At 66.9% G+C, this 21,105-nt stretch carries 22 protein-coding genes; 13 read left to right on the plus strand and 9 right to left on the minus strand.

All coding sequences use genetic code 11. The features are described from left to right. Window positions 1-43 precede the first annotated feature (43 nt). A complete protein-coding gene (locus ACQR1F_RS11770; RefSeq protein ID WP_434913067.1) occupies window positions 44-724 on the minus strand; it encodes a hypothetical protein in 681 nt (226 codons plus the stop codon). Between the two features lie 8 nt (window positions 725-732). Next, window positions 733-1,728: a M23 family metallopeptidase gene (locus tag ACQR1F_RS11775; RefSeq protein WP_315804492.1), complete on the minus strand. Its 996-nt coding sequence runs from the start codon at window positions 1,726-1,728 to the stop codon at window positions 733-735. A gap of 263 nt (window positions 1,729-1,991) precedes the next feature. Here ACQR1F_RS11775 and ACQR1F_RS11780 point away from each other — a divergent pair, with 263 nt between their 5' ends. Next, entirely contained in the window at window positions 1,992-2,471 is a 480-nt protein-coding gene (locus ACQR1F_RS11780) for a VOC family protein (RefSeq protein WP_315804491.1), read from the plus strand. Between the two features lie 39 nt (window positions 2,472-2,510). On the opposite strand, the gene ACQR1F_RS11785 is transcribed toward ACQR1F_RS11780, so the two are convergent. Continuing rightward, window positions 2,511-3,230, minus strand: coding sequence for a class I SAM-dependent methyltransferase (locus tag ACQR1F_RS11785; protein ID WP_434913068.1), 720 nt, complete (start codon window positions 3,228-3,230; stop codon window positions 2,511-2,513). Window positions 3,231-3,318: 88 nt separating this feature from the next. Further along, a complete protein-coding gene (locus ACQR1F_RS11790) occupies window positions 3,319-4,224 on the minus strand; it encodes a LysR family transcriptional regulator (protein ID WP_315804489.1) in 906 nt (301 codons plus the stop codon). A 134-nt stretch (window positions 4,225-4,358) separates the two neighbouring features. Between ACQR1F_RS11790 and ACQR1F_RS11795 the strand changes: the two genes are divergently transcribed. Next, a complete protein-coding gene (locus tag ACQR1F_RS11795; protein WP_315804488.1) occupies window positions 4,359-5,639 on the plus strand; it encodes a gallate dioxygenase in 1,281 nt (426 codons plus the stop codon). Between the two features lie 56 nt (window positions 5,640-5,695). Here ACQR1F_RS11795 and ACQR1F_RS11800 read toward each other — a convergent pair whose 3' ends face one another. Next, on the minus strand, window positions 5,696-6,859 hold the full coding sequence (locus ACQR1F_RS11800) for a PcfJ domain-containing protein (protein WP_434913069.1): 1,164 nt from the start codon (window positions 6,857-6,859) through the stop codon (window positions 5,696-5,698). A gap of 255 nt (window positions 6,860-7,114) precedes the next feature. On the opposite strand from ACQR1F_RS11800, the gene ACQR1F_RS11805 reads away from it, so the two are divergent. The 6 genes from ACQR1F_RS11805 (at window position 7,115) to ACQR1F_RS11830 (ending at window position 11,595) form a co-directional block, all read left to right on the plus strand. After that, a complete protein-coding gene (locus tag ACQR1F_RS11805) occupies window positions 7,115-8,077 on the plus strand; it encodes a PDR/VanB family oxidoreductase (RefSeq protein WP_316177996.1) in 963 nt (320 codons plus the stop codon). 12 nt (window positions 8,078-8,089) lie between these two features. After that, window positions 8,090-8,293 carry a hypothetical protein gene (locus tag ACQR1F_RS11810; RefSeq protein WP_315804485.1) on the plus strand — a complete coding sequence of 68 codons (204 nt, stop codon included), beginning with the start codon at window positions 8,090-8,092 and terminating at the stop codon, window positions 8,291-8,293. 271 nt (window positions 8,294-8,564) lie between these two features. Further along, window positions 8,565-10,208, plus strand: coding sequence for a nitroreductase family protein (locus tag ACQR1F_RS11815; RefSeq protein ID WP_434892961.1), 1,644 nt, complete (start codon window positions 8,565-8,567; stop codon window positions 10,206-10,208). Window positions 10,209-10,273: 65 nt separating this feature from the next. Beyond that, complete coding sequence (locus ACQR1F_RS11820) at window positions 10,274-11,017, plus strand: ankyrin repeat domain-containing protein (protein WP_434874177.1); 744 nt, start codon at window positions 10,274-10,276, stop codon at window positions 11,015-11,017. After that, complete coding sequence (locus ACQR1F_RS11825) at window positions 11,014-11,328, plus strand: hypothetical protein (RefSeq protein WP_316177992.1); 315 nt, start codon at window positions 11,014-11,016, stop codon at window positions 11,326-11,328. Before ACQR1F_RS11820 ends, ACQR1F_RS11825 begins: the two co-directional genes overlap by 4 nt. A 24-nt stretch (window positions 11,329-11,352) precedes the next feature. Next, the gene (locus ACQR1F_RS11830; protein ID WP_316238439.1) at window positions 11,353-11,595 is read left to right on the plus strand and encodes a hypothetical protein; all 243 of its coding nucleotides are present in this window, start codon (window positions 11,353-11,355) and stop codon (window positions 11,593-11,595) included. Window positions 11,596-11,708: 113 nt separating this feature from the next. On the opposite strand, the gene ACQR1F_RS11835 is transcribed toward ACQR1F_RS11830, so the two are convergent. Then, window positions 11,709-12,158, minus strand: coding sequence for a Rieske (2Fe-2S) protein (locus tag ACQR1F_RS11835; RefSeq protein WP_434887383.1), 450 nt, complete (start codon window positions 12,156-12,158; stop codon window positions 11,709-11,711). Between the two features lie 181 nt (window positions 12,159-12,339). Between ACQR1F_RS11835 and ACQR1F_RS11840 the strand changes: the two genes are divergently transcribed. Continuing rightward, window positions 12,340-12,984 carry a glutathione S-transferase family protein gene (locus ACQR1F_RS11840; RefSeq protein WP_316218643.1) on the plus strand — a complete coding sequence of 215 codons (645 nt, stop codon included), beginning with the start codon at window positions 12,340-12,342 and terminating at the stop codon, window positions 12,982-12,984. Here ACQR1F_RS11840 and ACQR1F_RS11845 read toward each other — a convergent pair whose 3' ends face one another. Further along, complete coding sequence (locus tag ACQR1F_RS11845; RefSeq protein WP_434913070.1) at window positions 12,985-14,703, minus strand: ATP-binding protein; 1,719 nt, start codon at window positions 14,701-14,703, stop codon at window positions 12,985-12,987. A gap of 23 nt (window positions 14,704-14,726) precedes the next feature. Continuing rightward, complete coding sequence (locus tag ACQR1F_RS11850; protein WP_316177985.1) at window positions 14,727-16,343, minus strand: flavin monoamine oxidase family protein; 1,617 nt, start codon at window positions 16,341-16,343, stop codon at window positions 14,727-14,729. Between the two features lie 136 nt (window positions 16,344-16,479). On the opposite strand from ACQR1F_RS11850, the gene ACQR1F_RS11855 reads away from it, so the two are divergent. The 4 genes from ACQR1F_RS11855 (at window position 16,480) to ACQR1F_RS11870 (ending at window position 19,750) form a co-directional block, all read left to right on the plus strand. Further along, the gene (locus ACQR1F_RS11855; RefSeq protein WP_434913150.1) at window positions 16,480-16,884 is read left to right on the plus strand and encodes a nuclear transport factor 2 family protein; all 405 of its coding nucleotides are present in this window, start codon (window positions 16,480-16,482) and stop codon (window positions 16,882-16,884) included. A gap of 277 nt (window positions 16,885-17,161) precedes the next feature. Next, window positions 17,162-17,680 carry a hypothetical protein gene (locus ACQR1F_RS11860; protein WP_315804531.1) on the plus strand — a complete coding sequence of 173 codons (519 nt, stop codon included), beginning with the start codon at window positions 17,162-17,164 and terminating at the stop codon, window positions 17,678-17,680. A gap of 66 nt (window positions 17,681-17,746) precedes the next feature. Then, window positions 17,747-17,938, plus strand: coding sequence for a hypothetical protein (locus ACQR1F_RS11865; protein WP_315804477.1), 192 nt, complete (start codon window positions 17,747-17,749; stop codon window positions 17,936-17,938). A 192-nt stretch (window positions 17,939-18,130) separates the two neighbouring features. Continuing rightward, a complete protein-coding gene (locus ACQR1F_RS11870) occupies window positions 18,131-19,750 on the plus strand; it encodes a rhodanese-like domain-containing protein (RefSeq protein WP_409997968.1) in 1,620 nt (539 codons plus the stop codon). 162 nt (window positions 19,751-19,912) lie between these two features. Here ACQR1F_RS11870 and mmsB read toward each other — a convergent pair whose 3' ends face one another. Then, window positions 19,913-21,103 carry a multiple monosaccharide ABC transporter permease gene (gene mmsB / locus ACQR1F_RS11875; RefSeq protein ID WP_315755454.1) on the minus strand — a complete coding sequence of 397 codons (1,191 nt, stop codon included), beginning with the start codon at window positions 21,101-21,103 and terminating at the stop codon, window positions 19,913-19,915. Between the last annotated feature and the right edge of the window lie 2 nt (window positions 21,104-21,105).

The raw sequence follows: 21,105 nt of genomic DNA on the forward strand, positions 1-21,105 counted from the left end.
CGATGCGCAAATCCGGCTTCGCTGCGCAATCAGTGGAGCCGGATCACGACTTCCCAACACGGATCGACATCACCCGTCCGCCCTTGAGCTCGAAGGAGAACGCATGCGGCGGATAGGTCCAGAGCTCGACGCCCTTCAATTCGCTCGGCTCGAAATGGTTGGGCTGGCCGAACACCTTCACCAGATCGTCGGTGGGGGCGCCGAGACGGACGCTGCTGAGCTCGTAGCCCGGAGCCGTCGTGGTGCCGTCGCCGGTGACCTGCAGCGCGACGATCTTATCGGCGGCCACGGTGACCACGAAATAAGGATAGTGCTCGCGCTGGCCGACGAAATAGATCCAGGCGACCTTGTCCTGCGCCTGCTTCAAGGTGCGGTGGGGCTGCCCGAGCGCAGCGGTCGCCGTGTCAGCACCGTCGCCGACCACCAGCGGGCCCAGCCGCATGCAGGCGCGCGCCATGACTGCGAGCAACAGCTCCTGTGACAGCTCGCGCGGCGGGGTCACGACGCAGCCGAAGCCGGCGCCGGCGCGTTTCCATTCGCCGCGCAGGTCCTTCAGATCGGCAGGAACGGCTGGCGCCGGTGGTGAGGGCGCCGGACGTGCCGGCGGCGGCGGCGCCGGTCGCGGCGCCGATTGTGCATGCGCCGATGGCGAGAGCCACCCCGTCAGCATCGCCGCGGCGATCCCCACAAGCACCGCTTGAATGCGGCCCCCAGTCTTCACCATGTCGACGCCTACTTCCCACGCTTGCCCAGACCGCCAAAGGCGTCGGGATCGAACTTCCTCGGATCCACCGGCTCGTAGCGTGACCACTCCATGTCGGCAATCCCGTCGTATTGCTTAGTCCACCCGGAATCCACCGTCGCGTTGCCTTGCGCAACGGGCCGCAACTCGAAATGCATGATCTTGCCGGGGCCGGCCTCGGCGATCTTCTCGCCGCGCTTGAAGCGCGCGCCGACGGCCGGCATCTCGCCTTTGCCATCGACCAGACGACCGAGATGGGCATAACGGGTGAAGAGGACGGCGCCGTTCGGATAGCTGTGCTTGAGCACGACGTAGCGCCCGCAGCCGCCGACAAGCGGCAGGTCAGCGGGCGCCTGATCGGCCGCCTCCACCTTGACCACGACGCCATCCTCCATCACCCCGATCGGTGCCCCCTCCGTCCCGGCGTCGACATCGATGCCGGGATGATCGCGCAGCGACCAGCAGCCGCACGAGGCCATTCCGGCTTCGGACGGCTGCTGCTGAGCCGGCGCGGCTGGCTGCACCGTCTGGAATTCGTTGACCAGCAGTCCGGGTCCCTCGGCGGAGGTGTAGATGTGGACGGCATAGAGCGTCAGCTTGCCGCCGACCTTCACCTCGCGCGGCAGGAAGCCATAGACGATGTCCTGCACGAAAACCTTGAGCTCCCGCCCCTTGGATGAACGCACCGTGATGCAATTCGAGACGCCGAGCTTCTCGACCTGGTCGAAGCCCGACATCGCCATCGACTTCTTCAAGAACCCCGTCTGACATGGACCCCCGGCACTCGCGAGGATGACCTCGAGCTTGAACGGCGCACCCGTCTTGATGTCGACACCCTTGGCCGGGCGCGGCAGCGCCAGAAGGTCGTCGAGACCGGCCTCCTTGTAGCGGGCGTAGTCGAACGCGGCTTCGGCGCGGTGGCCGCTGAGGACCACCAATGCCAGCAGGGTGAACACACCCCGGCGCGCGGCACGCGTGACGCTCATCTCACCACCCCCACTCACCGGTCGATCCCCCCGCGAGCCTACACGACAGGGCCGCACCCCGGCTACAACTGCTGCGTGATGAAGAATCCGCCGCGCAGGCCGGCCACAAAAAGTTCGTCCAAGGCAGATCATGATGTCGGATCGCGGCCGGCGGCTGCGTCCTTGGATCAAGCCGGATCGCGACGAGCCGGCGCGATCACAACCCCGAGCGCCGCGTCGTGAACCAGCGCGCGGCCTGCACTGAAATGGAAGGAAGCCCTGCCATGGCAAAGCCCAAGAACACGATCTGTCTGTGGTTCGACAAGGACGCAGAGGCCGCCGCGCGCTTCTATGCCGAGCTGTTTCCGGACAGCAAAGTGACGGCAGTCCATCGCGCGCCGGGTGACTACCCTTCCGGCAAGGCCGGCGACGTGCTCACGGTGGAATTCACCGTCTGCGGCATCCCCTGTCTCGGCCTCAATGGCGGACCTGCGTTCACCCACAACGAATCCTTCTCGTTCCAGATCGCCACCGATGATCAGGCGGAGACGGACCGCTATTGGACTGCCATCGTCGGCAATGGCGGCCAGGAAAGCCAGTGCGGCTGGTGCAAGGACAAATGGGGCATCTCCTGGCAGATCACGCCGCGCGCGCTCACCGATGCGATGACCGAAGGCGGCGCCGCCGCCAAGCGCGTCTTCGGCGCGATGATGACGATGAAGAAGATCGACGTTGCAGCAATCGAGGCGGCCCGGCGCGGGTGACGCCCGCGCGAAGCCGGAGCGCGTCGCGGCGTTCCGGCCCTACGGGCGCAGGCAGCGCAGATGGAGGAACAGCGGCACGCGCAGCCAGCGCCGGCTGCTGTCGCGGGAGATCGCCGCTTCGGGGATCGACGGCTCGCGCAGCGCCTCGATCAGGAAGCCCGCCTCCTCCAACGCCGCAAAATAGCGCTGCAGAGGACGATGCGCGCTGTGAAAGATGATGCTGAAGCCGTCGCGCTCCATCGGATCGCTGTAGTTGAAGGAGTCCAGGTAGCTCCCCTGGATCACGAACGGCGCGTCCGGCGCCAGGCTGGCGAAGCGGCCGGCCGAATTGAGCGGATGGACGATCGCCATGCACAGCCGGCCGCCGGGCCTCAGCACTCGCGCCGCCTCGCGCACTGCGGCCGGCATCGCATCGACGTCCTGCAGCGACATGAAGGCGATCGCGAGATCGGCGCAGGCATCGGCCAGCGGCAGCGATGCCGCATCGGCGCGCACGACGGAGATGGCGGGATCGGCGGCGCGCGCCGCCGCGATCAGCGAGGGCGAAGCGTCGATGCCGATGACCCTGTGCCCCGAGGCGTTGAGATGACGCGACAACCGGCCCTCGCCGCAGCCGATGTCGAGCGTCAGCGCACCCGGCCCCGGCAGCAGGCTGGTGAACTGCTCGCGATGATGACGCCAGAAGCTGTCATGGCCTGGCGCCCTCGCCCAGGCGAGCCACTGGGCGGCCTGATCTTCCCATTGCTGGCGCAGATTCATGGCGGCTCTCGTAAGAGGTCAACTCAAGAGCCGCGCGTCTTAGACCTCTTTCCGGGGCCTGTCATGTGACGTTTTGGCAGCAGCCCGCTCAACCGCGCGCGGACGGGCTGCAGATCTCCTCGAGAAAATCGAGGAAGGCGCGGGCGCGCGAGGAGATCAGCTTGCGGCTCGGAAAGATCGCGGTGAGCTGCGCGGCGCGGGTGTCGAACACGACCCCCCTGCCGATCTCGACCAGCCGGCCCTCGCCGAGCAGCTCGACGCAATAGTGCTCCGGCAGAAAGGAAATGCCGGCGCCGTGGGCGACGGCGCGGCGCACCGCCAGCGGATTGTTGATGCGGGCGACATGCGCCCCGACGTCGAAGCGGACGAGATGACCATGCTGCTTGATCACCAGGGTGCGGTCGCCGTAGCGGCGCTCGCAGATCATGAGATGGCGCTCAAGCGCGCGGACGTCCTCGCCGATGTCGTGCGCGGCGAGATAAGCGGGGCTGGTCACCCAGATCAGGCGGCCGCCGATCAGCACCTTTTGCGCCAGCTCGGAATTCTCCTGCACGCCGACCACGACCGCGATGTCGAAGCGGTCGGCTAGCATGTCGATCGCGCGCGTCGTCGCCTCGACGTCGAGCTCGATCCGGGGATAGCGGCGGTGGAATTCGGCGAGTTGCGGCGCCAGGATCTCCTCGCAGAACGCCGGCGGCAGCGCCACCGAGAGCCGGCCGCTGGGGACGCCGGAGAGCCCGGTCATGACCGCGTCGGCCTCCGAGACCTGGTCCAGGATCTTCTGACATTGCTGGAAGAACAGCTCGCCCTCGCGGGTCACCCGGACGCGCCGCGAGTTGCGGTCGAACAGCCGGATGCCGAGATCCTGCTCGAGTCGGGCGACCGATTTGCTGACCGAGGATTTCGGCATGCCCAGCGACCGCGCGGCACCGGTCATGCCGCCGGTCGCCACCACCGCATGGAACACCGGAATGTCCTCGATCCGCCATTTCATCCTAGGGCTCTCGTTCATCGAGAGAAACGATCCGTGCACGTTAGCATGATTGTCTAGCATGGGAAACTTCGTAAGGTCGGCCCCGGCGCGGCCGCGGGTGACAGTCAGCCGCGGCCCATTTCGCGGAGGGACACATGGCCCGGATCATCGGCGGCATCGGCGCATCGCACTCGCCCACCATCGGCTTCGCACTCGACACCAACAAGCAGAGCGACCCTGCCTGGAAGCCGATCTTCGACGGCTTCGCGGCGGTGCGCGACTGGGTGAAGCGCAAGGACATCGACGTCCTGTTCATGATCTACAATGATCACATCACCTCGTTCTTCTTCGATCACTACTCGGCGTTCGCGCTCGGCATAGACGACCGCTATGTCGCGGCCGACGAGGGCGGCGGACCGCGCGACGTGCCGCCGGCGAAGGGGCATCTCGGCCTGTCGCAGCACATTGCGATGGCGATGGTCGCCGACGAGTTCGACATGTCGTTCTTCCAGGGCAAGCCGGTCGATCACGGCCTGCTGTCGCCGCTGTCGATGATGGGCGATGCCAGCGGCCCGTGGCCGGGCCGCGTGGTGCCGCTTCAGGTCGGCGTGCTGCAGCTGCCGATCCCCAATGCGAAGCGGATGTGGAAGCTGGGCAAGACGCTGCGCAAGGCGATCGAGAGCTATCCGGAGGATCTGAAAGTCGCCATCTTCGCCACCGGCGGGCTGTCGCACCAGGTGCATGGCGAGCGTGCCGGCTTTCTCAACGAGGACTGGGACAACGAATTCCTCGATCTTCTGGAAAAGGACCCGGAGCGGCTCACGGCGATGCGGATCGCCGATTATGCGGTCAAGGGGGGCATGGAAGGCGCCGAGGTGATCATGTGGCTGATCATGCGTGGTGCGCTGTCGGACAAGGTGAGGCTCGTGCACAGGCAGACCTACGCGCCGTCGGTGACCAACATCGCGACCCTGGTGTTCGAGGATCTCGGCGGCGCGCCGGATCCGCGGGAGGTCGCGACCTATCGCGCGCATATCGGACACGAGCTCGCGGGCGCCGAGACGCTGGCTGGCACCTATCCGTTCACGCATCGCCGCAGCCAGGCCAATTTCCGCATCAACGACTTCCTGCACCGGCTCGTGATCCCCGCGCATCGCAAGAGATTTGTTGAGGAATTCGACGCGCTCGCGGACGAGTACGAGCTCACGGGCGAGGAGCGCGAGCTCATCAAGAACCGCCGCTGGATCGAGATGATCAGGCGGGGCGTCAGCTTCTTCGTGCTGGAGAAGATGGCCGCGGTGATCGGCGTCTCGAACCCGGAGGTCTACGCAGCCTTCCGCGGCGAGACCCTGGAGGCGTTCCTCAAGACCCGCAAGGTGCCGATGCGCTATTCCGTCGCCGGCGGCGCCAAGGCGGATGCGATCGACGCGCATTGACTGGCGCGTATTGACTGGCGCGCACGACCTGCGCCGCCCGGAACGGACGACGCAGATCATGTCTCCGGCAGGTCGATGCCGCGCGCCTTGGCCCAGCGCTCCAGCACCTTGCGCTCACCGGCGTGAGCCACGCGGTTGGCGAAGCCACGCACCTGCACCGCGCGACGCTGCCGATCGAGCTCGATCGTCAGCAGCCGCTGCGCCGCGCCGCCATGGCGATGCCGCAGCGACCAGATCGAGGAATGGCCGGCGATGCACCTCGTCGCGTAGCTCGACACGCAGTGACGCATGGCCCTGGACTCAGCGACGAGGTCCTCCGCGGTCCGCAGCTGCGTGATCACATATTCGTCACGCTTGGCGAAGGCCTTGGCCGACGGACTCCACGACCAGTCCGCGAGTTGCGCGCCCGGCCAATGCGCCGCAAGCTCCGCCGCCTGCGCTGCCGAACAGTGACGCGCCATCTCGGCACGCCGGCGCGCCGCCTCGATGCGGGCGATCACCGCGAGATCGCGGTGCCATTCCCGCGCCAGCCGGCGCAGCGCCGCGAGCGAGCGGCCCTTGAGGCTGAACGCCCGCTCGCGCCGGCGACGATCGGCGATGTAGTCGCAGAGATCGTCGATCTCCTCGACGGTGGTCGGCTGCGCGCAGAAGAACTGCGCCGCCTCGCGCCAGAACGCGTGCTCGCCGCGCGGCGTCCGCGCGATCCGGGACCGGGTGATCCGCGACACGATCGCCGGATCGCCCGTGTAGGACCGCGCGATCGCCTGCCAGATCGCCTCGTCGAAGCCGACCTGCCCGAAAGGATGGAGGAAGCCGTGAACCTCCTTTCGCGACAGGAACGCCGACGCGCCAGCCTTGTACAGCGAGCCGCCACCGGCTGCCGCGATGTACCAGCGCTTGCGACGGACGATCTCGTCGTGGCCGAGCCCCGACGCCTCGATCCAGATCTGCTCCAGATGCGAAGGCACGGGATAGCGCGCGAACAGATGCCGCGCCGCCGCCAGCCGCAGGCGCGCGGCATCGCGCGTCTTGAGCTGCGGCTTCCAGCTCTCGGGATCCCGGATGATGTCGGCTTCGAAGCCACGCCCCGCCTCGCGGATCGCGTTGTGCAGATCCGGCGGCGGCCGCGTCGGCGGTGCCGCGCGGCGCAGCGTCAGCTCATAGGCTTCAACCCGCGCGCGCTCGGCCTCCTGCCGTCGTGCAATCGATGACTTTGCCATTGTCGTTCAACATGATCGAGAAACTATCAGCCGGACGCACTGCGGGCGTCGGCACGGATCGTGTCGCGCACAGTGGATTCGACATGGCTGATGGCCTCTCGCGTTGAACACCGTCGGGGTTGAAACGGGCGACGCTGATACATCCAATCTGCAGCGAGCACAAGCGGAAAAGCCGCCGCGCTCCGCGGCGAACGCGGTTTGGCCTCGCCCTTGCATCGGTTTCTCATGAGCCGGCTCGCAAGATGGAGTTGTCAGATGTCCGACAGCCTGCACACGGTCGTCGTGGCCAAGAAGGCCATCGAGGCGCACAACATGGCCTCGTTCGAGCTCGTTCCGGCGGACGATCAGCCGCTGCCGGGCTTCACCCCCGGCAGCCATATCGACGTCACATTGCCGAATGGACTGACGCGGCAATATTCACTGCTGAACAGCGCCTCAGAGCGCAACCGCTACTGCATCGGCGTGTGGAAGGACGGCAACAGCCGCGGCGGCTCCAAGGCGCTGCATCTCGACATCAACGAGGGCGACCGGCTGCAGGTCAGCCGCCCGCGCAACCGCTTCAAGATCCCCAAGGACACCAAGCGCGCCCTGCTCGTGGCGCGTGGCATCGGCGTGACGCCGATCCTGTCGATCGCCGACACGCTGAAGGCCAAGACCATCCCGTTCGAGCTGCACTACGTGTTCGCGCTGATGTCGCCGGACTCGTTCCGCGGCACCATCGAGGCGTCGCGTTTCGCCGAAGACACCAGATACTACAAGGAATCCAGCGAGGACAATCAGTTGCTGAAGGCCGCCGAGCTGCTGGCCGACCGACCCGACGACACGCAACTGTTCATCTGCGGCGTCGACTGGTGGATGGATCCGATCATCGCGCTCGCCAGGCAGAAGGGCTTTGCCGAGGAGCGCATCCATGTCGAGCGGTTCACCGCCAAGGCGGCGGCCGCGCTGCTCGACAAGGTGTTCGACGTCACCATCAAGAGCACCGGCGCGACCTTCAAGATCCCCGGCGACAAGACCGTCACCGCCTTTCTCGAGGAGAACGGCGTCAAGATCGCGACCTCCTGCGAGCAAGGGATGTGCGGCACCTGCAAGACACGGGTGATCGACGGCGAGATCGATCATCGCGACAAGCGCCTCTCCGCGGCCCAGCGCGCCGAGGGCTATTTCCTGCCGTGCGTGTCGCGCGCCAAGGGCGACCGGCTGGTGCTCGATCTCTAGCAGGCATCCGCCGTGACCAGCGAGACCGATCTGTGGCAGACCGCGTGGATCATCGCCCAACAGCACGGGACCGAGGGGCCGGCGTTCGCGGCCCGCATGGCCGACAGCTTCAAGCTCGGCCACAAGCTCGCCGCGCATCGGGCGTGGCTGTCGATCGCGGCCAAGGTCACCGTGCTGATCGACGCCAGCGCATCGGCCGGCGCGCACCGGCATTGAAATGTCGAGAAGCCCACAGTTCCGGTCGCGCTGTTCGGAATCGGACACGCTCTCCCGTCGCGTCACTCCGAGACGATGCGCAGCGAGGCGCTTGGATTCCAGATCCACCGGCCGTGGCGATGAGCTCCGAGCCCGCGCCCGACCGGCGCATTCCAAAATGACGATGCGGAGGCAGTTGCGGCCGTTCGGAACGGTTCTTGCTCCGCCCGACGCCGTTACCGAGCGACCGTCCAACATGCGCGACCGCGCAGGTCGCGCCTTGTGAGGAAGCATGTCCGTGTCATCGTCCGGCACGGCGGACGTCCCAGCCGCCGCCGACATCGCGTTGGCCTATCACGCCCGCACCAAGCACAGTCTCAAGCGCTATGCGGCGGGACCCGAGACGCTGGACTGGGACGCGCAGCCGAATCCGTTCCGCGAGTTCGCCGGCAGCCCTCGGCTGCATCTGCCGCTGACCTCGGACCGTCTCGCCGTGAGCTTCGCCGAGGCCTGCGACGCCACGGCGCCGGTCCAGCCGTTGACGATCGACCGCGTCGCGCTGCTGCTCGAACTGTCGTTCGGACTGGCCGCATGGAAGGAGCTTGGCCCGGACCGCTGGGCGCTGCGCTGCAATCCCTCCAGCGGCAATCTGCATCCGACCGAGGCCTATGTCATCGCGGAGAACGTGCCGGGGCTCAGCGACGGTCTTCACCACTATGTCAGCCGCGATCACGCGCTTGAGCAACGTTGCCGTCGCGGCAGGACATCGCCCGGCGAGCCGCGACTGTGGCTCGCGCTGTCCTCGATCCATTGGCGCGAGGCGTGGAAATATGGCGAGCGCGCGTTCCGCTACTGCCAGCTCGACCTCGGACATGCGATCGGCGCCGTCAGCTACGCCGCCGCTGCGCTGGGCTGGAGCGCGCACGTGATCGACGGCATCGACAGCGCGCAACTCGCAGCACTGATGGGACTCGATCGCGCGGATGATTTCGCCGGCGTCGAGACCGAGGACGCCGATGTGCTGCTCGCGATCGTGCCGCGCGATGCGCGCTCTCGGCCGCCGACAGCCCTGCCATCGCCGGCCAAGATCGACGACAGTTGGAAGGGCCAGGCGAACCGGCTCGATCGCCATCCGCTCTATCGCTGGCCCGTCATTCCCGAGGTGAGCACGGCCACGGCCGGTGCGGCGCAGGATGCGGTCTCCGTTCCGTCGCAGTGCCCGCCGCTGCCGCGGCGGTCAGGCGCGCGCGCGGCCGAGCTCATTCTCAGCCGGCGCAGCGCGCAGCGCTTCGACGCCAGATTCACGATGGACCTCGCAGCGTTCCTTCACCTTCTCGACGCGCTGCTGCCGCGCGCCGCGCCGCCATGGACCGCCTGGCCATTCGCGCCACGGCTGCATCCGCTGCTGTTCGTCCACCGCGTCGACGGCCTCACGCCCGGGCTCTATGCGCTACCGCGCAACGGCGAGGCGGAGAGCAGCCTGCGGCGCGCACTGCGTCCCGACTTCGACTGGCAGCACGTCGAGCGCGCAGCCGACCATCTGCCGTTGTTCCGGCTGCTGCCGACCGACAGCCGCGGCGTGATCCGCACCGCGAGCTGTCACCAGGCGATCGCGGGCGATAGCTGCTTTGCGATGGCGATGCTCGCCGAGTTCACGCCTGCCGTGAGCGACCATCCGTGGCGCTATCGGCAACTGCATTGGGAGGCCGGCCTGATCGGCCACGTACTCTACCTTGAAGCCGAAGCGGCGGGCCTGCGCGGCACCGGCATCGGCTGCTTCTTCGACGACTCCGTGCACGAGATGCTCGGCGTCGTCGCAGCCGATTTCCAGACGCTCTACCACTTCACCGTCGGCCGTGCCCTGACCGATGACCGCATCACGACACTGGCCGCCTATCCGGGCCGCACACGCAACGAAGCGGGAGACCTGCGATGAGACCGCGCATTCCGTTCCAGCGCATCGACGTCGACCACGCGGCCGAGCTGCTGCAGCGCGACGACGTGCTGCGCTTCGACGTCCGCGACCCCGCCTCGTTCGACACTGCGCATTTGCCCGGCGCGCGGCATCTCACCCAGCGCAATCTCTCCGAAATCATCGCCGGCACGACCAAGCGCACGCCGATCCTGATCTACTGCTATCACGGCAATGCCAGCCAGGAGTATGCGCAGACCTTCTCCGATTTCGGCTTCGCGGAGGTCTATAGCCTCGACGGCGGCTATGAGGCGTGGCGCCAGCGTTATCCCGCGCGGAGCGACGCGGCGAACGTCGGTCCGGCCCTGGCGGCGTGGCTCGCCGCCGAGGGCTTTCCCGCCGACGACGTCGACGCCATCATCGCCAATCGCACCACGCCGCTGATGAAGGCGGCACATCTCGGCAACGTCGCCGTCATCCGCGAGCTGCTCGCTGCCGGCGCCGACGTCACCGCCAGGAACGCCGACGGCAACAACGCAGTGTGGCTCGCCTGCGTCGGCCGGCATCTCGCCGCCATCGACGCGCTGGTCGAGGCCGGCATCGATCTCGACAACAGCAACGACAATGGTGCCACCGCGCTGATGTATGCGTCGTCCTCCGGCAAGGCCGAAATGGTCGCGCATCTGCTGGCCAAGGGCGCGGACATCAGCACCGAGACGCTGGACGGCTTTTCCGCGCTCGACATGGCCGCCTCGCTCGAATGCCTCACCTTGCTGCGCCGCGCCGCCAAAGCGGCGGCGTCGAAGGCGGCCGCGCCCGAGGCCCGGCCATGAGCGTCATCGAGCACGATTTCGGCATGCAGCAGCGCCAGGTCGAACGCCGGTTTCGCACGCTGCTCAGCCTCGATGCGCTGCACGAGGCCAATGTCCGCGCCAATCCCATTCCCTATCTGGAGCGCGCCAGCGAGCGCATCTATCAGCTCGAGAAAGCCCTGTTCGATGCGCTGCAGGCGGCGACGACCGCAGCCGACTCCGGCGATGAGACGATAAGCATCGGCAAGGCCGAGCATCAGCGCCTGCTGCAATGCCGGGCGATCGTGGAGCGCGCCTATGCGCAACTGGTCGCCGATCAGCCCGAAACCTGAGGCAACGACGAAATGGAGATCGAAATGTCGAGTGACGGCTTCTTCGTGGACTGGGACGGCAATCTGCGCAGTGCCGCCGATCCCGGCGGCGGCTATCTGTGCGACATCGACACGGTCGCACGCTATGTCGCGGTGACGACCAAGAACGGTACGCTGGTGCACGAGGCGACCTTCTTCAAGACGACGGCCGATGTCGAGAAAGCCGGCATCAAGGCGCCGCTGGTGCCCGGAAGTCATCCGTGGGGAACGAAGGCGGATGGGTTCTGAGCCCCGTCAACGTGACGACGTCGTTGCGAGCGAAGCAATCCAGAACAACGCGCGCGGCCCTGGATTGCTTCGTCGCTTCGCTTCACGCAATGATGGGCGGATGGACGAATGCCTCAGTCCGGATGGATCATGATCTCCATGGTCTCGTCGAGATCGTCGAATGGATCGGGGAAGCTGACGTCCTCCACCAGCGCCACGCCGCACAGGCAGACCTCGCCGTCGATGACGGCGAGCGCGATCGGCTCCAGGCTCTGGCCCTCGCAATTGCCGCTGGTGCACAATCCGGTGTCGATCTCGAAGATCGCGCCGTGCCGGCCACAGCGCAGCATCGTGCGCTCCGCGTTGAAGAATTGGCCGCTGCCGATGTTCAGCCATTTGCCTTCGTGCGGGCAGCTGTTGACATAGCCGACGAAGCCGCCGGACACGGTATGGATGATCACGATCGGAAACGGCCGCGCCTCGCCATTGTCGCCGATCCGCGACAGGCTGAACGCCCTGGCTTCACCCGGCGCGATGCTCGTCGTCGGACAGATGACGAAGACTTCCGGCTCACGTTCCGTCATGCGCGACGCTCCCTCAACGAGGCGACGGAGCTGCGGGACCGTGAAGAGTCTCCTGTCGCAAACCTGACGGCAGCGGCCCGAACTGGCGGGCCTCGGCGCGTCACTCTCGATCTGTCCCGATCCTTGCATGAAGCATGCCGCCTGCGCGCGCGATGTCGGCTTGGAGACAATGATGGCCACGATGAAGTTGTATATGACGCCGGGATCGTGCTCGACCGGCATCCACATCATCCTCGAAGAGCTCGAGGAGGTGTTCGAGGCCCATATCGTCAATCTCCCGGCCGGAGACAATTTCAAACCCGATTATGTGGCCATCAACCCGAAATCGACGATTCCGGCGCTGGTGCGCAGCGACGGCAGTGTGCTGACGGAAGTGCCGGCGATCGCCTATTGGCTCGGCCGCTCGCGGCCACGCGCCGGATTATGGCCTTCGGATATCGAGACCGAAACGCGGCTGCTCGAAGCCATGAGCTACATTGCCGGTACCGTGCATGGCCACGGCTTCGCGCGCATTTTTGCGACGCCGACCTTCAGCCGCAACGAGGCCGACCAGGAGTCCGTGCGCGCGCTCGGCCGCAACATCGTCGTGAAAGGCTTCGCAGTGCTCGACAAGATGCTCGGCACGCGGCCCTATCTCGGCGGCGAATTCTCCGTGGCGGATCCGATCCTGTTCTACGTCGCGTTCTGGGCCGACAAGACCGGCATTGCGCTGCCGGCCAACCTGCTCGCGCACTACCGGCGGATGCTGGCGCGGCCGGTCGTGCAGCGGGTGCTGCGCGAGGAAGGCTACAATCCGGCGACGCTGGGGAAGACGACGACGCCGTGACTACTCCGCGGCTTCCGGCAGCAGCGCGTGGTCTCCGAGATCGATGCCGCGGAAGATGGCGCAGCGGCGGAAGACCTCGATGGTCGGACGGACGCCCTTGTGGTGGCAGTATTTGGCGACCAGCTTGGCCAGCCCCTTGATGTCGCGGCCCGAGGCACCCGGGAACGTCTCCACCAGCAGCTCCACCAGGCCGGCATCGATCTTCAAGCCGAACTGCTCGCACATCACCCGCCAGATCCGGCCGCGCGCTGCGGCGTCCGGCGCCTGGAACTTGATCAACGCAATGCAGCGCGACACGATGGCTTCGTCGATGTCGTCGATGCGGTTCGTCGTGAGGAACAACAGCCCATTGAAATATTCCAGCACGCGCAGGAACACGCCGACGACGGCATTCATCGTCATGTCGTCCTCGCGCCGCTTGATGTAGACGTCGGCCTCGTCGATCAGCATGACCGCGCCCCAGCGCTGCGCCCGGGTCAGCGCATCCTTCAGCGCGCCCTCCATTGCCGCGACGTTCAGCCCGAGCTGGCCGGAATGCACGCGATAGAGCGGCCGGCCGATGATCTCGGCGTAGACCTCCGCCGTCAGCGTCTTGCCGACCCCGGGCGGGCCTGCGCACAGCACCGTAGTGCCGCCCGACTTGCCGGCGACGATGTCGTCCATCAGCAGGTCCATCTCGGCCGTGAGAATGTCGATCAGGTCGGTCTGCTCCTCCGGCAGCACCAGCTTCTGCTTGAGCTCGGGCTGATAGGCGTAAGGCACCAAATCGTCGGCGTGCACCCAGAGATAATGGTGCAGGTCGAGATGGAACATCAGCATGTAGGGATGGACGGGGATCTTGCAGAAGAGGCCCTTCGGGATCGCCGCCCTGGAGTCCGCGACCTCCTGCTCGGCATCATAGAGATTGCTCTTGGCGGCCTTGCGCAGGTACTGCCCGAGAATGTCGCCGGTGACCTCGAGCGTCAGCGCCCGCTCGGTGAGAACGCCCTCGTCGTTGACGAGGCGCGCGCTGCCGCCGCCCGACGACAGCACGATCACGTCCTTGCGCGACCAGTCCATGTCGCGATGCGAGGAGTTCGGATCATCGGCGAAGAAGCCGATGCCGCGGCCGGAGAACTGCGCGCCATAGCGGCCGCGCCAGGCGAAGTACCGCTCGGCCGTCTCATCGTAGGCGGATATCAGCTCGGGCGTCTCCTTGAGGAAGCCCTTGGCGGCGAAGATCTCGGCGACCGTCCTGCCGACGATGTCGCCGGCGGAGATGCGCAAGGTGGACGTGGTGATCGCGCCCTTGGCATTGGCCTTGAGCTCGATGAAGACACGGCCGGCCTCGTCGTTCGACGGCGCCGTGTAGTCGAGCCGCGTCACGACATAGGGCAACGGACGGCTGGCGACGTTGGCGGTGAACATCCAGCCGCGGATGGCGCCCGAGATCAGGTAGCGCGCAATCGCCGGCAGCACCGATTCCAGCTCGTGCTCGGCGAAGCGGGCGCCGGAATCGGCAAAGGCGCGCTGCAGGGTCGCGATCTGCGCCGCACGGGCGTGCCATTCGGGACCGGCCTTCTGGTAGCTGTCGCGCAGGAAGTCGAGCTCGGCGGTCGCGAGCTGCGCCACGTCGACCTCGACCCTGTCGCCGAAGCGCAACTGCTCCTTCAGCGAGGCGAGGTGCGGAAAGGCCGCCGCCATCGCCTCGATGGTCGGACGTTCGATCTGCAGCTTCATGGTTCGCATCGATGCCGCCCCACTCACGACGGCACTCTCGTCGGCGGGCGCATCGCCGCGTCCGCCTTCGCCAGCAGCAGACGGTTCGCGGCGAGCGAGAATTCCTGCCAGGCGGCGGCGATGTCGCGCAGGATCGTCTGCACATAATCCTTCGACGGCTTGTGCTCGAACGGAAAGTTCGACAGCGCGCAGGAGGTGCGGTTGAAGGCTATGGCATCGTCGAGCAGCGACTGCATGACATCGCGAAACGGCTTCTGGATCTCCGGCATCAGGACGGAGCGTCCGCGCTCGACGGCAACGTCGCGCATGTCGAAGGTCAGTGCGTCCAGCACCTGCAGCGCCGCAGCGAACACCTGCTCGGTGGCTCCGAGAAGAGCGAGCTGGGTCAGTTGCTCGCGCTGCTGCGCGGCGAGGCCGCGATTGAGCCGCTGCCGATAGTCGTCGAACGCGGCGTCACGCTGCGCGGCGACCCAGGCGCCGAACCAGGCGAGGCTCGCGGCGTTGCCCGACAGCCCGTCGCCGGTCGCGGCGACCGCGCGCGGCGCGGCGGTCTCGCCGATGCCCCGGGCGATCGCGCGCTCGATGCGCCTGGCGGCGTTCAGCGCGCCTTCGAGATAGCCGGCCGCGTGGCTTGCGGTTTCAGCGCCGCCAAGATACAGCCGCCCGTCCCACAGCGCCCGCCGCAGCATCGGATTGGCGATCTCGCTGTGCTCGCCGCGTGGCGTGGTGCGATCCAGTGCGCTGCAGGTGAAGCGCTCGGCCGCCCAGTCCTGGTAGTGCTGCTCGCCGCCTTCCAGCGCGGAGCCGAACAACTGCACCATCTGGCTGTCCATCAGCAACGGCAGCCCGACGCTGAAGGCCGCGCGCAGATCGGGCGAGAATGCGAGGAAGCCGCCGAGCGCAGCGCGGTCGCCGCCCGCATCGCAGGCATCGAAGATCTCGCCGATCACGGCCTGCTCGTGGCTGACGAACGCATTGCCGGACCGGCCCTGGTCGCGCCAATGCGCCTGGTCGTAGGCGATCACGACCTTGGCCTGCGCCGCCATCCAGGTCTCGGCGCCACGCATCGCCTCGAAGGTCGCGTCGTCCAGCTCGGGAAAGAAGCCGACGTGGTCGATCAGCAGCCGCGGCGGCAGCGCGAGCACGGCGCGCCTGGCCTCGATCGCGACCGATTCCGTTGCTGTGGCGAAGATCAGCCGCACATGCGTGCCGCAGTCGACGATGCGCATCAGCTCATGGCCGAGATGGATGAAGGGCTGCGGCAGATCGCGTGCCAGCGCCTCGATCAATTTCGCCATGCCGCCGGAGAGCCGGCGCGCGCCCTGGTGGACCGGCGGCCCGCCGATCTGCTCGGCCGGCTTGTCCGCCTCTCTCAGATGAAGATGCGTGCCATCATCGTGCTGGGCAAAGTCAGACAGGCCGAGCTCCGCCACCAGGCCGGCGAGCAGCGGCTGGGTGTCCGGCCAGAACCAGGTCGGGCCGAGGTCCAGCGCAAGCCCGCCCTTGCTCCTGGCCGACAGCACCCGCCCGCCCAGGCGATGTCGGGCTTCGAACAAAGCGAACGTGCTGCCGCGCTGCTGCAGGCTGCGCGCGAGTGCCATTCCGCACAATCCACCTCCGACAATGGCCGTTTCGAGCATGGCAGGACCTCGGCTGATGCGTTGCGATCGCGTCTCGACCGGGTCCTGCAAAAAGCTTGCAAGTTTTTGCAGGCGCGCGCGTGTGCGTTTCCAAACATTGCTTGATTTTCGCAACGGCTTGGCTCACCTCATCACAATGAGCGACGAGCGCGAGATCCTGGCCGCCAATGCGGCCTTCTATGCTGCCTTCACGGACGGTGATTTCGCGGCGCTCGTCGCCCTCTGGGCCGATCGCGACGGTATCTCCTGCATTCATCCCGGCTGGCCGGCGATCGTCGGCCGCGCCGCCGTGATCGGCAGCTGGCGCGATATCCTCGCCAACCCGGGCCGGCCGAACATCGTCTGTGCGGATCCGCACGCGATCGTCAGCGGCGATCATGGTCACGTGCTCTGCATCGAGCTGGTGGTTGGCGCGGCGCTCGCCGCGGCCAATCACTTTGCGCGCATCGACGGCGCCTGGCGGATGATCCACCACCAATCCAGCCCGATCGCGCAGCTCGCGACACCGGAAGACGACGCCGACGGCCATCGCCTCCACTGATCGTCGCATCTGGCACGAAACTTGATGTGTCCTCCCTGACCGGCAGCAATGTCGGAGATTGTTGATTTTCGTCGCGTCGGATTCGGACCGGATGTCCGTCCCCACGCAAGGCGATCTGCGAAGGCTGCGACCAGCAGTGTGCAGATGCCGACGGGAGACACGGGATGGCACGCGTTCTGACCGCCTATCTGAAGCGCAGCGATGTGCCGACGCGCACAGCGTTGCAGCACGCCATCGACCTCACGTTCGGCCAGGCGCGGGGAGCACTGGGATGAACATCACGGCTCCGCTACAGCCGACCGCGATCCACGCCGTTCCCGCCGAGCTCTGCGACTGCGGCTTCCGCTTGCTGATGATCAGGCAGTTCAACGTCGGTGCCGTGCCGCCGGCGTTCGCCATCATCGATCAGCGCGTCATGCGGATGCCGCAACGGCTCGGACGCCACGGCGTGTCGTTTGCCGCGACGTTCCTGCCCGAGGTGATGGCGTGGCTGATCGATCACCTCGGCCGTCCCTCGCTGCATGATGAGACCGGCCGCTCCTATCGCAATCCGCGCTGGCCGGTGGTGTGCTGGCATGACCAGGAACGCTACTGGCCGAGCGGCGCAGTCACGGTCGAGTGGTTCGCCGAGGTCGCGTTCCAGGATCACGCCTCTTGGATGGCGTTCCGTACCCATTGGCATGACGACCTGATGGGACGGAATGGCGACGTTCACGCCTCCGGTGGAGAAGCAGAGCTGTGCGACGAACGCGCAGCGGGAAAGGAATTTGCCGGCGAGGCGTTACAGCGAGCATGATTTGTCAAAGTCGGGGCGACGGCTTCAACGGCCCTTGTCCAGGCAGTCCTGCCGCGTGATAGTCGAGTGGCCACAGCAGTTGCGGAGGATCTCGTGCGCTACGTCTCGTGGTTTGAAGGCTGGCTCGGCACCTTCCGTTCCGAGCGCATGTCGGAGCAGAGAACGACCGAACGAAACGCCGCCGTTCTTCCGCGGCGGTCCGCCGGGCTCTCGAGCGAGGACCTGTTCTACATCGCCATGCTGGGACCGCACGTCTGACCGGCGCTGCTGCCGAGCGCAATCAGGGGCGGCGGGCTGGACAAACGGCCGCCATGCCGCCACACAGGTGCGACATCCCATGCGCCCCGGCCCGGGCTGCGCACCGTGATTGCCGCTCCATGCCGCAGGTTTGCTCCACGGACGCATGAACGGTTCCGGAGACCGCGGCGGAGCCCACCTGCGGACTCCCGAATGACATCCCCGACAATTCCTGACCTGCCCCGCAATGCACCTGATCAACTGCGCCTGATGGCTCCGACCGAGTTGCGGCGGCGCTGGCGCGCCGGCGAGGAGGTGGCGCTGCTCGACGTCCGCGAGGAAGGCCCCTATTCGCTGTCGCACCCGTTCTTCGCGGTGTCGCTGCCGCTGTCGCAGATCGAGCTGCGCATCCTCGATCTCGTGCCGCGGCTAAACGTGCCTGTCGTCGTCTATGACGATGACGAAGGCTATGCCGCGCGCGCGGTGCCGCGCATCCGGGCGCTGGGCTACACCGACGTGTCGGTCCTCGATGGCGGACTGTCCGGCTATGCGCGCCATGGCGAGGTGTTCCGCGACGTCAACGTGCCGAGCAAAGCGTTCGGCGAATTGGTCGAGGCGATCAGGCACACGCCGTCGCTGTCGGCCGACGAAGCCAAGGGGCTGATCGAGCGCGAGTCGAATCTGGTCGTGCTCGACGCCCGCCGCTTCGAGGAATACCGCACCATGAGCATTCCGCGCGGGGTCAGTGTCCCCGGCGGCGAGCTGGCGTTCCGGGCGCGCGAGCTGGCGCCCTCGCCCGATACCACGATCATCGTCAACTGCGCCGGACGCACGCGCTCGATCATCGGCACGCAGTCGCTGATCAATGCCGGGCTGCCGAACAAGATCTACGCGCTGCGCAACGGCACGATCGGCTGGACCCTGGCCGGCCATCAGGTCGAGCGCGGCAGGACCGCGCGCATGCTGGAGCGGCCAGCGGCGAGCTACGCGACCGCGCTGGCTGATGCCAAGGCCTGGGCCGAGCGCGTCGGCGTCGGCGTGCTGGATGCCGCGACCTTCGCGCGCCATCAGGCCGAGGCCGGGACGCGCACGCTGTATTGCCTCGACGTTCGCACGCCCGAGGAATATGCCACCTCGCATCCGGCTGGCTTCGCGTCGGCGCCGGGCGGCCAGCTGGTGCAAGCGACCGACGAATGGGTCGGCGTGCGCGGCGCCCGCCTGGTGCTGTTCGATGATGACGGCGTGCGCGCGCGCATGACGGCGTCGTGGCTCAAGCAGATGGGCTGGGACGTGTCGGTCGTGGGACCGGATGTCGTTGCAGCCACCGAAACCGAAATCCGCGCCGCACGCCGGCCGCCGCTGCCGCAACTTGGCGAAGCGACCATCAGCGCCGAGCAACTCGCGGCCGATGCGGCGGCGTGGACCGTCGTCGATCTCACACGCAGTCCGAGCTACAAGGCCGGGCACATTCCCGGCGCACATTTCGTGCTGGCGTCGCGCTTTGCCAACGATCTGGCCAAGCTGCCCGGCAGTAGCGCAGTCGTGCTGACCAGCGATGACGGCGCCGAGGCGGCTTTCGCGCTGGCCGACGCACGGGCTGCGACGCCGCGCGAGGTCCGCGTGCTTTCAGGTGGCACGCGCGCATGGACGGCCGCGGGTCACGCATTGGAGACGGAGCGGCAGTCCCGGATCTCGCTTGCCGACGACGTCTACAAGCGGCCCTATGAGGGCACCGACAACGCGGCCGAAGCGATGCAGGCCTATATCGACTGGGAGCTGCAGCTCGTCGCCCAGCTCGCCAACGATAGCGTGTCGAATTTCCACGTGGTGTAGGTCGATCGAACCGTATGGTGGGCAAAGGCGCATTCGCAAAGCGAATGCGCCTTTGCCCACCATTTTGCTACGAGGGTGCCGAAACATGGTGGGCACGCGCCGCCTTGCGGCGGCGCTTTGCCCACCCTACCTCGCAGCGTCGCCGGACGCTGCGCGCCGAACTCAGCGGCGCTGGTTGTAGACGTCGATGCAGACGGCGCCGAGCAGCACCAGGCCCTTGATGACCTGCTGATAGTCGATGCCGATGCCGAGGATGGACATGCCGTTGTTCATCACGCCCATGATCATGGCGCCGATGACAGCGCCGCCGACCCGCCCCACGCCGCCATAGGCCGAGGCGCCACCGATGAAGCACGCCGCGATGACGTCGAGCTCAAACCCGAGACCGGCCTTCGGCGTCGCCGTGTTGAGACGCGCGGCAAAGATCAGGCCGGCCAGTGCCGCCAGCACACCCATGTTGACGAAGGTCATGAACACCAGCCGCTCGGTCTTGATGCCCGACAGCTTGGCGGCCTTGGCGTTGCCGCCGACCGCATAGATCTGCCGGCCGACCACGGTGCGGCGGGTCATGAAGCCGTAGAGCGCGATCAGCGCGGTCATGATGACCAGCACGTTGGGCAGGCCGCGATGCGAGGCGATCAGATAGGTGAAATACATCAGGGCGCCGGCCAGCACGACGTTCTTGGCAGCGAAGAATCCGAACGGCTCGACCTCGATGCCGTGCTCCACCTCGCGCGCGCGGCCCTTGACGCTGGCATAGACCAGGATGAGCGTCAGCACCGCGCCGATCGCGAGCGACGTCGGATAGAGGTGCGCCGCGCTCGGCATGAACTCAGGGATGAAGCCGGACGACAGCTTCTGGAACGTGCCCGGGAACGGCCCGACCGACTGCCCCTGCAGCAGCGCCAGCGCCAGCCCCTTGAACACCAGCATGCCCGCCAGGGTCACGATGAAGGAGGGAATGCCGAAATAGGCCACCCAATAGCCCTGCGCGGCGCCGATCGCGGCGCCGACGATCAGGCAGGCAATGATCGCGAGCGGGAAGTCGACGTGATAGCGCACCATCAGCACGGCGGCGACCGCGCCGACGAAGCCCGCGACCGAGCCGACCGACAGGTCGATGTGCCCGGTCACGATCACCAGCAGCATGCCCAGCGCCATGATGACGATGTAGCTGTTCTGCAGCACCAGGTTGGTGAGGTTGAGCGGCTGCAGCAGGGTGCCGTCCGTCATGAACTGGAAGAACAGCATGATCACGAACAGCGACAGCAGCATGCCGTAGCTGCGCAGATTATTCTTCAGGAAGCCGCTGTGCGACTTCTCCTCCGGGAGCGAAACCGTCTTGTCGGTCATTG

It is taken from the genome of Bradyrhizobium sp. HKCCYLS3013, assembly GCF_051167615.1.
Taxonomy (GTDB): Bacteria; Pseudomonadota; Alphaproteobacteria; order Rhizobiales; family Xanthobacteraceae; genus Bradyrhizobium.

Excerpts from the sequence above, each read along its gene's own strand:
- ACQR1F_RS11795 (WP_315804488.1), top strand. The coding sequence starts at position 4,359 with ATGGCCCGGATCATCGGCGGCATCGGCGCATCGCACTCGCCCACCATC.
- ACQR1F_RS11850 (WP_316177985.1), bottom strand. The coding sequence starts at position 16,343 with ATGCTCGAAACGGCCATTGTCGGAGGTGGATTGTGCGGAATGGCACTC.
- ACQR1F_RS11870 (WP_409997968.1), top strand. The coding sequence starts at position 18,131 with ATGACATCCCCGACAATTCCTGACCTGCCCCGCAATGCACCTGATCAA.
- ACQR1F_RS11785 (WP_434913068.1), bottom strand. The coding sequence starts at position 3,230 with ATGAATCTGCGCCAGCAATGGGAAGATCAGGCCGCCCAGTGGCTCGCC.
- ACQR1F_RS11845 (WP_434913070.1), bottom strand. The coding sequence starts at position 14,703 with ATGAAGCTGCAGATCGAACGTCCGACCATCGAGGCGATGGCGGCGGCC.
- ACQR1F_RS11830 (WP_316238439.1), top strand. The coding sequence starts at position 11,353 with ATGTCGAGTGACGGCTTCTTCGTGGACTGGGACGGCAATCTGCGCAGT.
- mmsB (WP_315755454.1), bottom strand. The coding sequence starts at position 21,103 with ATGACCGACAAGACGGTTTCGCTCCCGGAGGAGAAGTCGCACAGCGGC.
- ACQR1F_RS11855 (WP_434913150.1), top strand. The coding sequence starts at position 16,480 with ATGAGCGACGAGCGCGAGATCCTGGCCGCCAATGCGGCCTTCTATGCT.
- ACQR1F_RS11815 (WP_434892961.1), top strand. The coding sequence starts at position 8,565 with ATGTCCGTGTCATCGTCCGGCACGGCGGACGTCCCAGCCGCCGCCGAC.
- ACQR1F_RS11805 (WP_316177996.1), top strand. The coding sequence starts at position 7,115 with ATGTCCGACAGCCTGCACACGGTCGTCGTGGCCAAGAAGGCCATCGAG.
- ACQR1F_RS11840 (WP_316218643.1), top strand. The coding sequence starts at position 12,340 with ATGAAGTTGTATATGACGCCGGGATCGTGCTCGACCGGCATCCACATC.
- ACQR1F_RS11790 (WP_315804489.1), bottom strand. The coding sequence starts at position 4,224 with ATGAAATGGCGGATCGAGGACATTCCGGTGTTCCATGCGGTGGTGGCG.
- ACQR1F_RS11800 (WP_434913069.1), bottom strand. The coding sequence starts at position 6,859 with ATGGCAAAGTCATCGATTGCACGACGGCAGGAGGCCGAGCGCGCGCGG.
- ACQR1F_RS11775 (WP_315804492.1), bottom strand. The coding sequence starts at position 1,728 with ATGAGCGTCACGCGTGCCGCGCGCCGGGGTGTGTTCACCCTGCTGGCA.
- ACQR1F_RS11835 (WP_434887383.1), bottom strand. The coding sequence starts at position 12,158 with ATGACGGAACGTGAGCCGGAAGTCTTCGTCATCTGTCCGACGACGAGC.
- ACQR1F_RS11825 (WP_316177992.1), top strand. The coding sequence starts at position 11,014 with ATGAGCGTCATCGAGCACGATTTCGGCATGCAGCAGCGCCAGGTCGAA.
- ACQR1F_RS11780 (WP_315804491.1), top strand. The coding sequence starts at position 1,992 with ATGGCAAAGCCCAAGAACACGATCTGTCTGTGGTTCGACAAGGACGCA.
- ACQR1F_RS11770 (WP_434913067.1), bottom strand. The coding sequence starts at position 724 with ATGGTGAAGACTGGGGGCCGCATTCAAGCGGTGCTTGTGGGGATCGCC.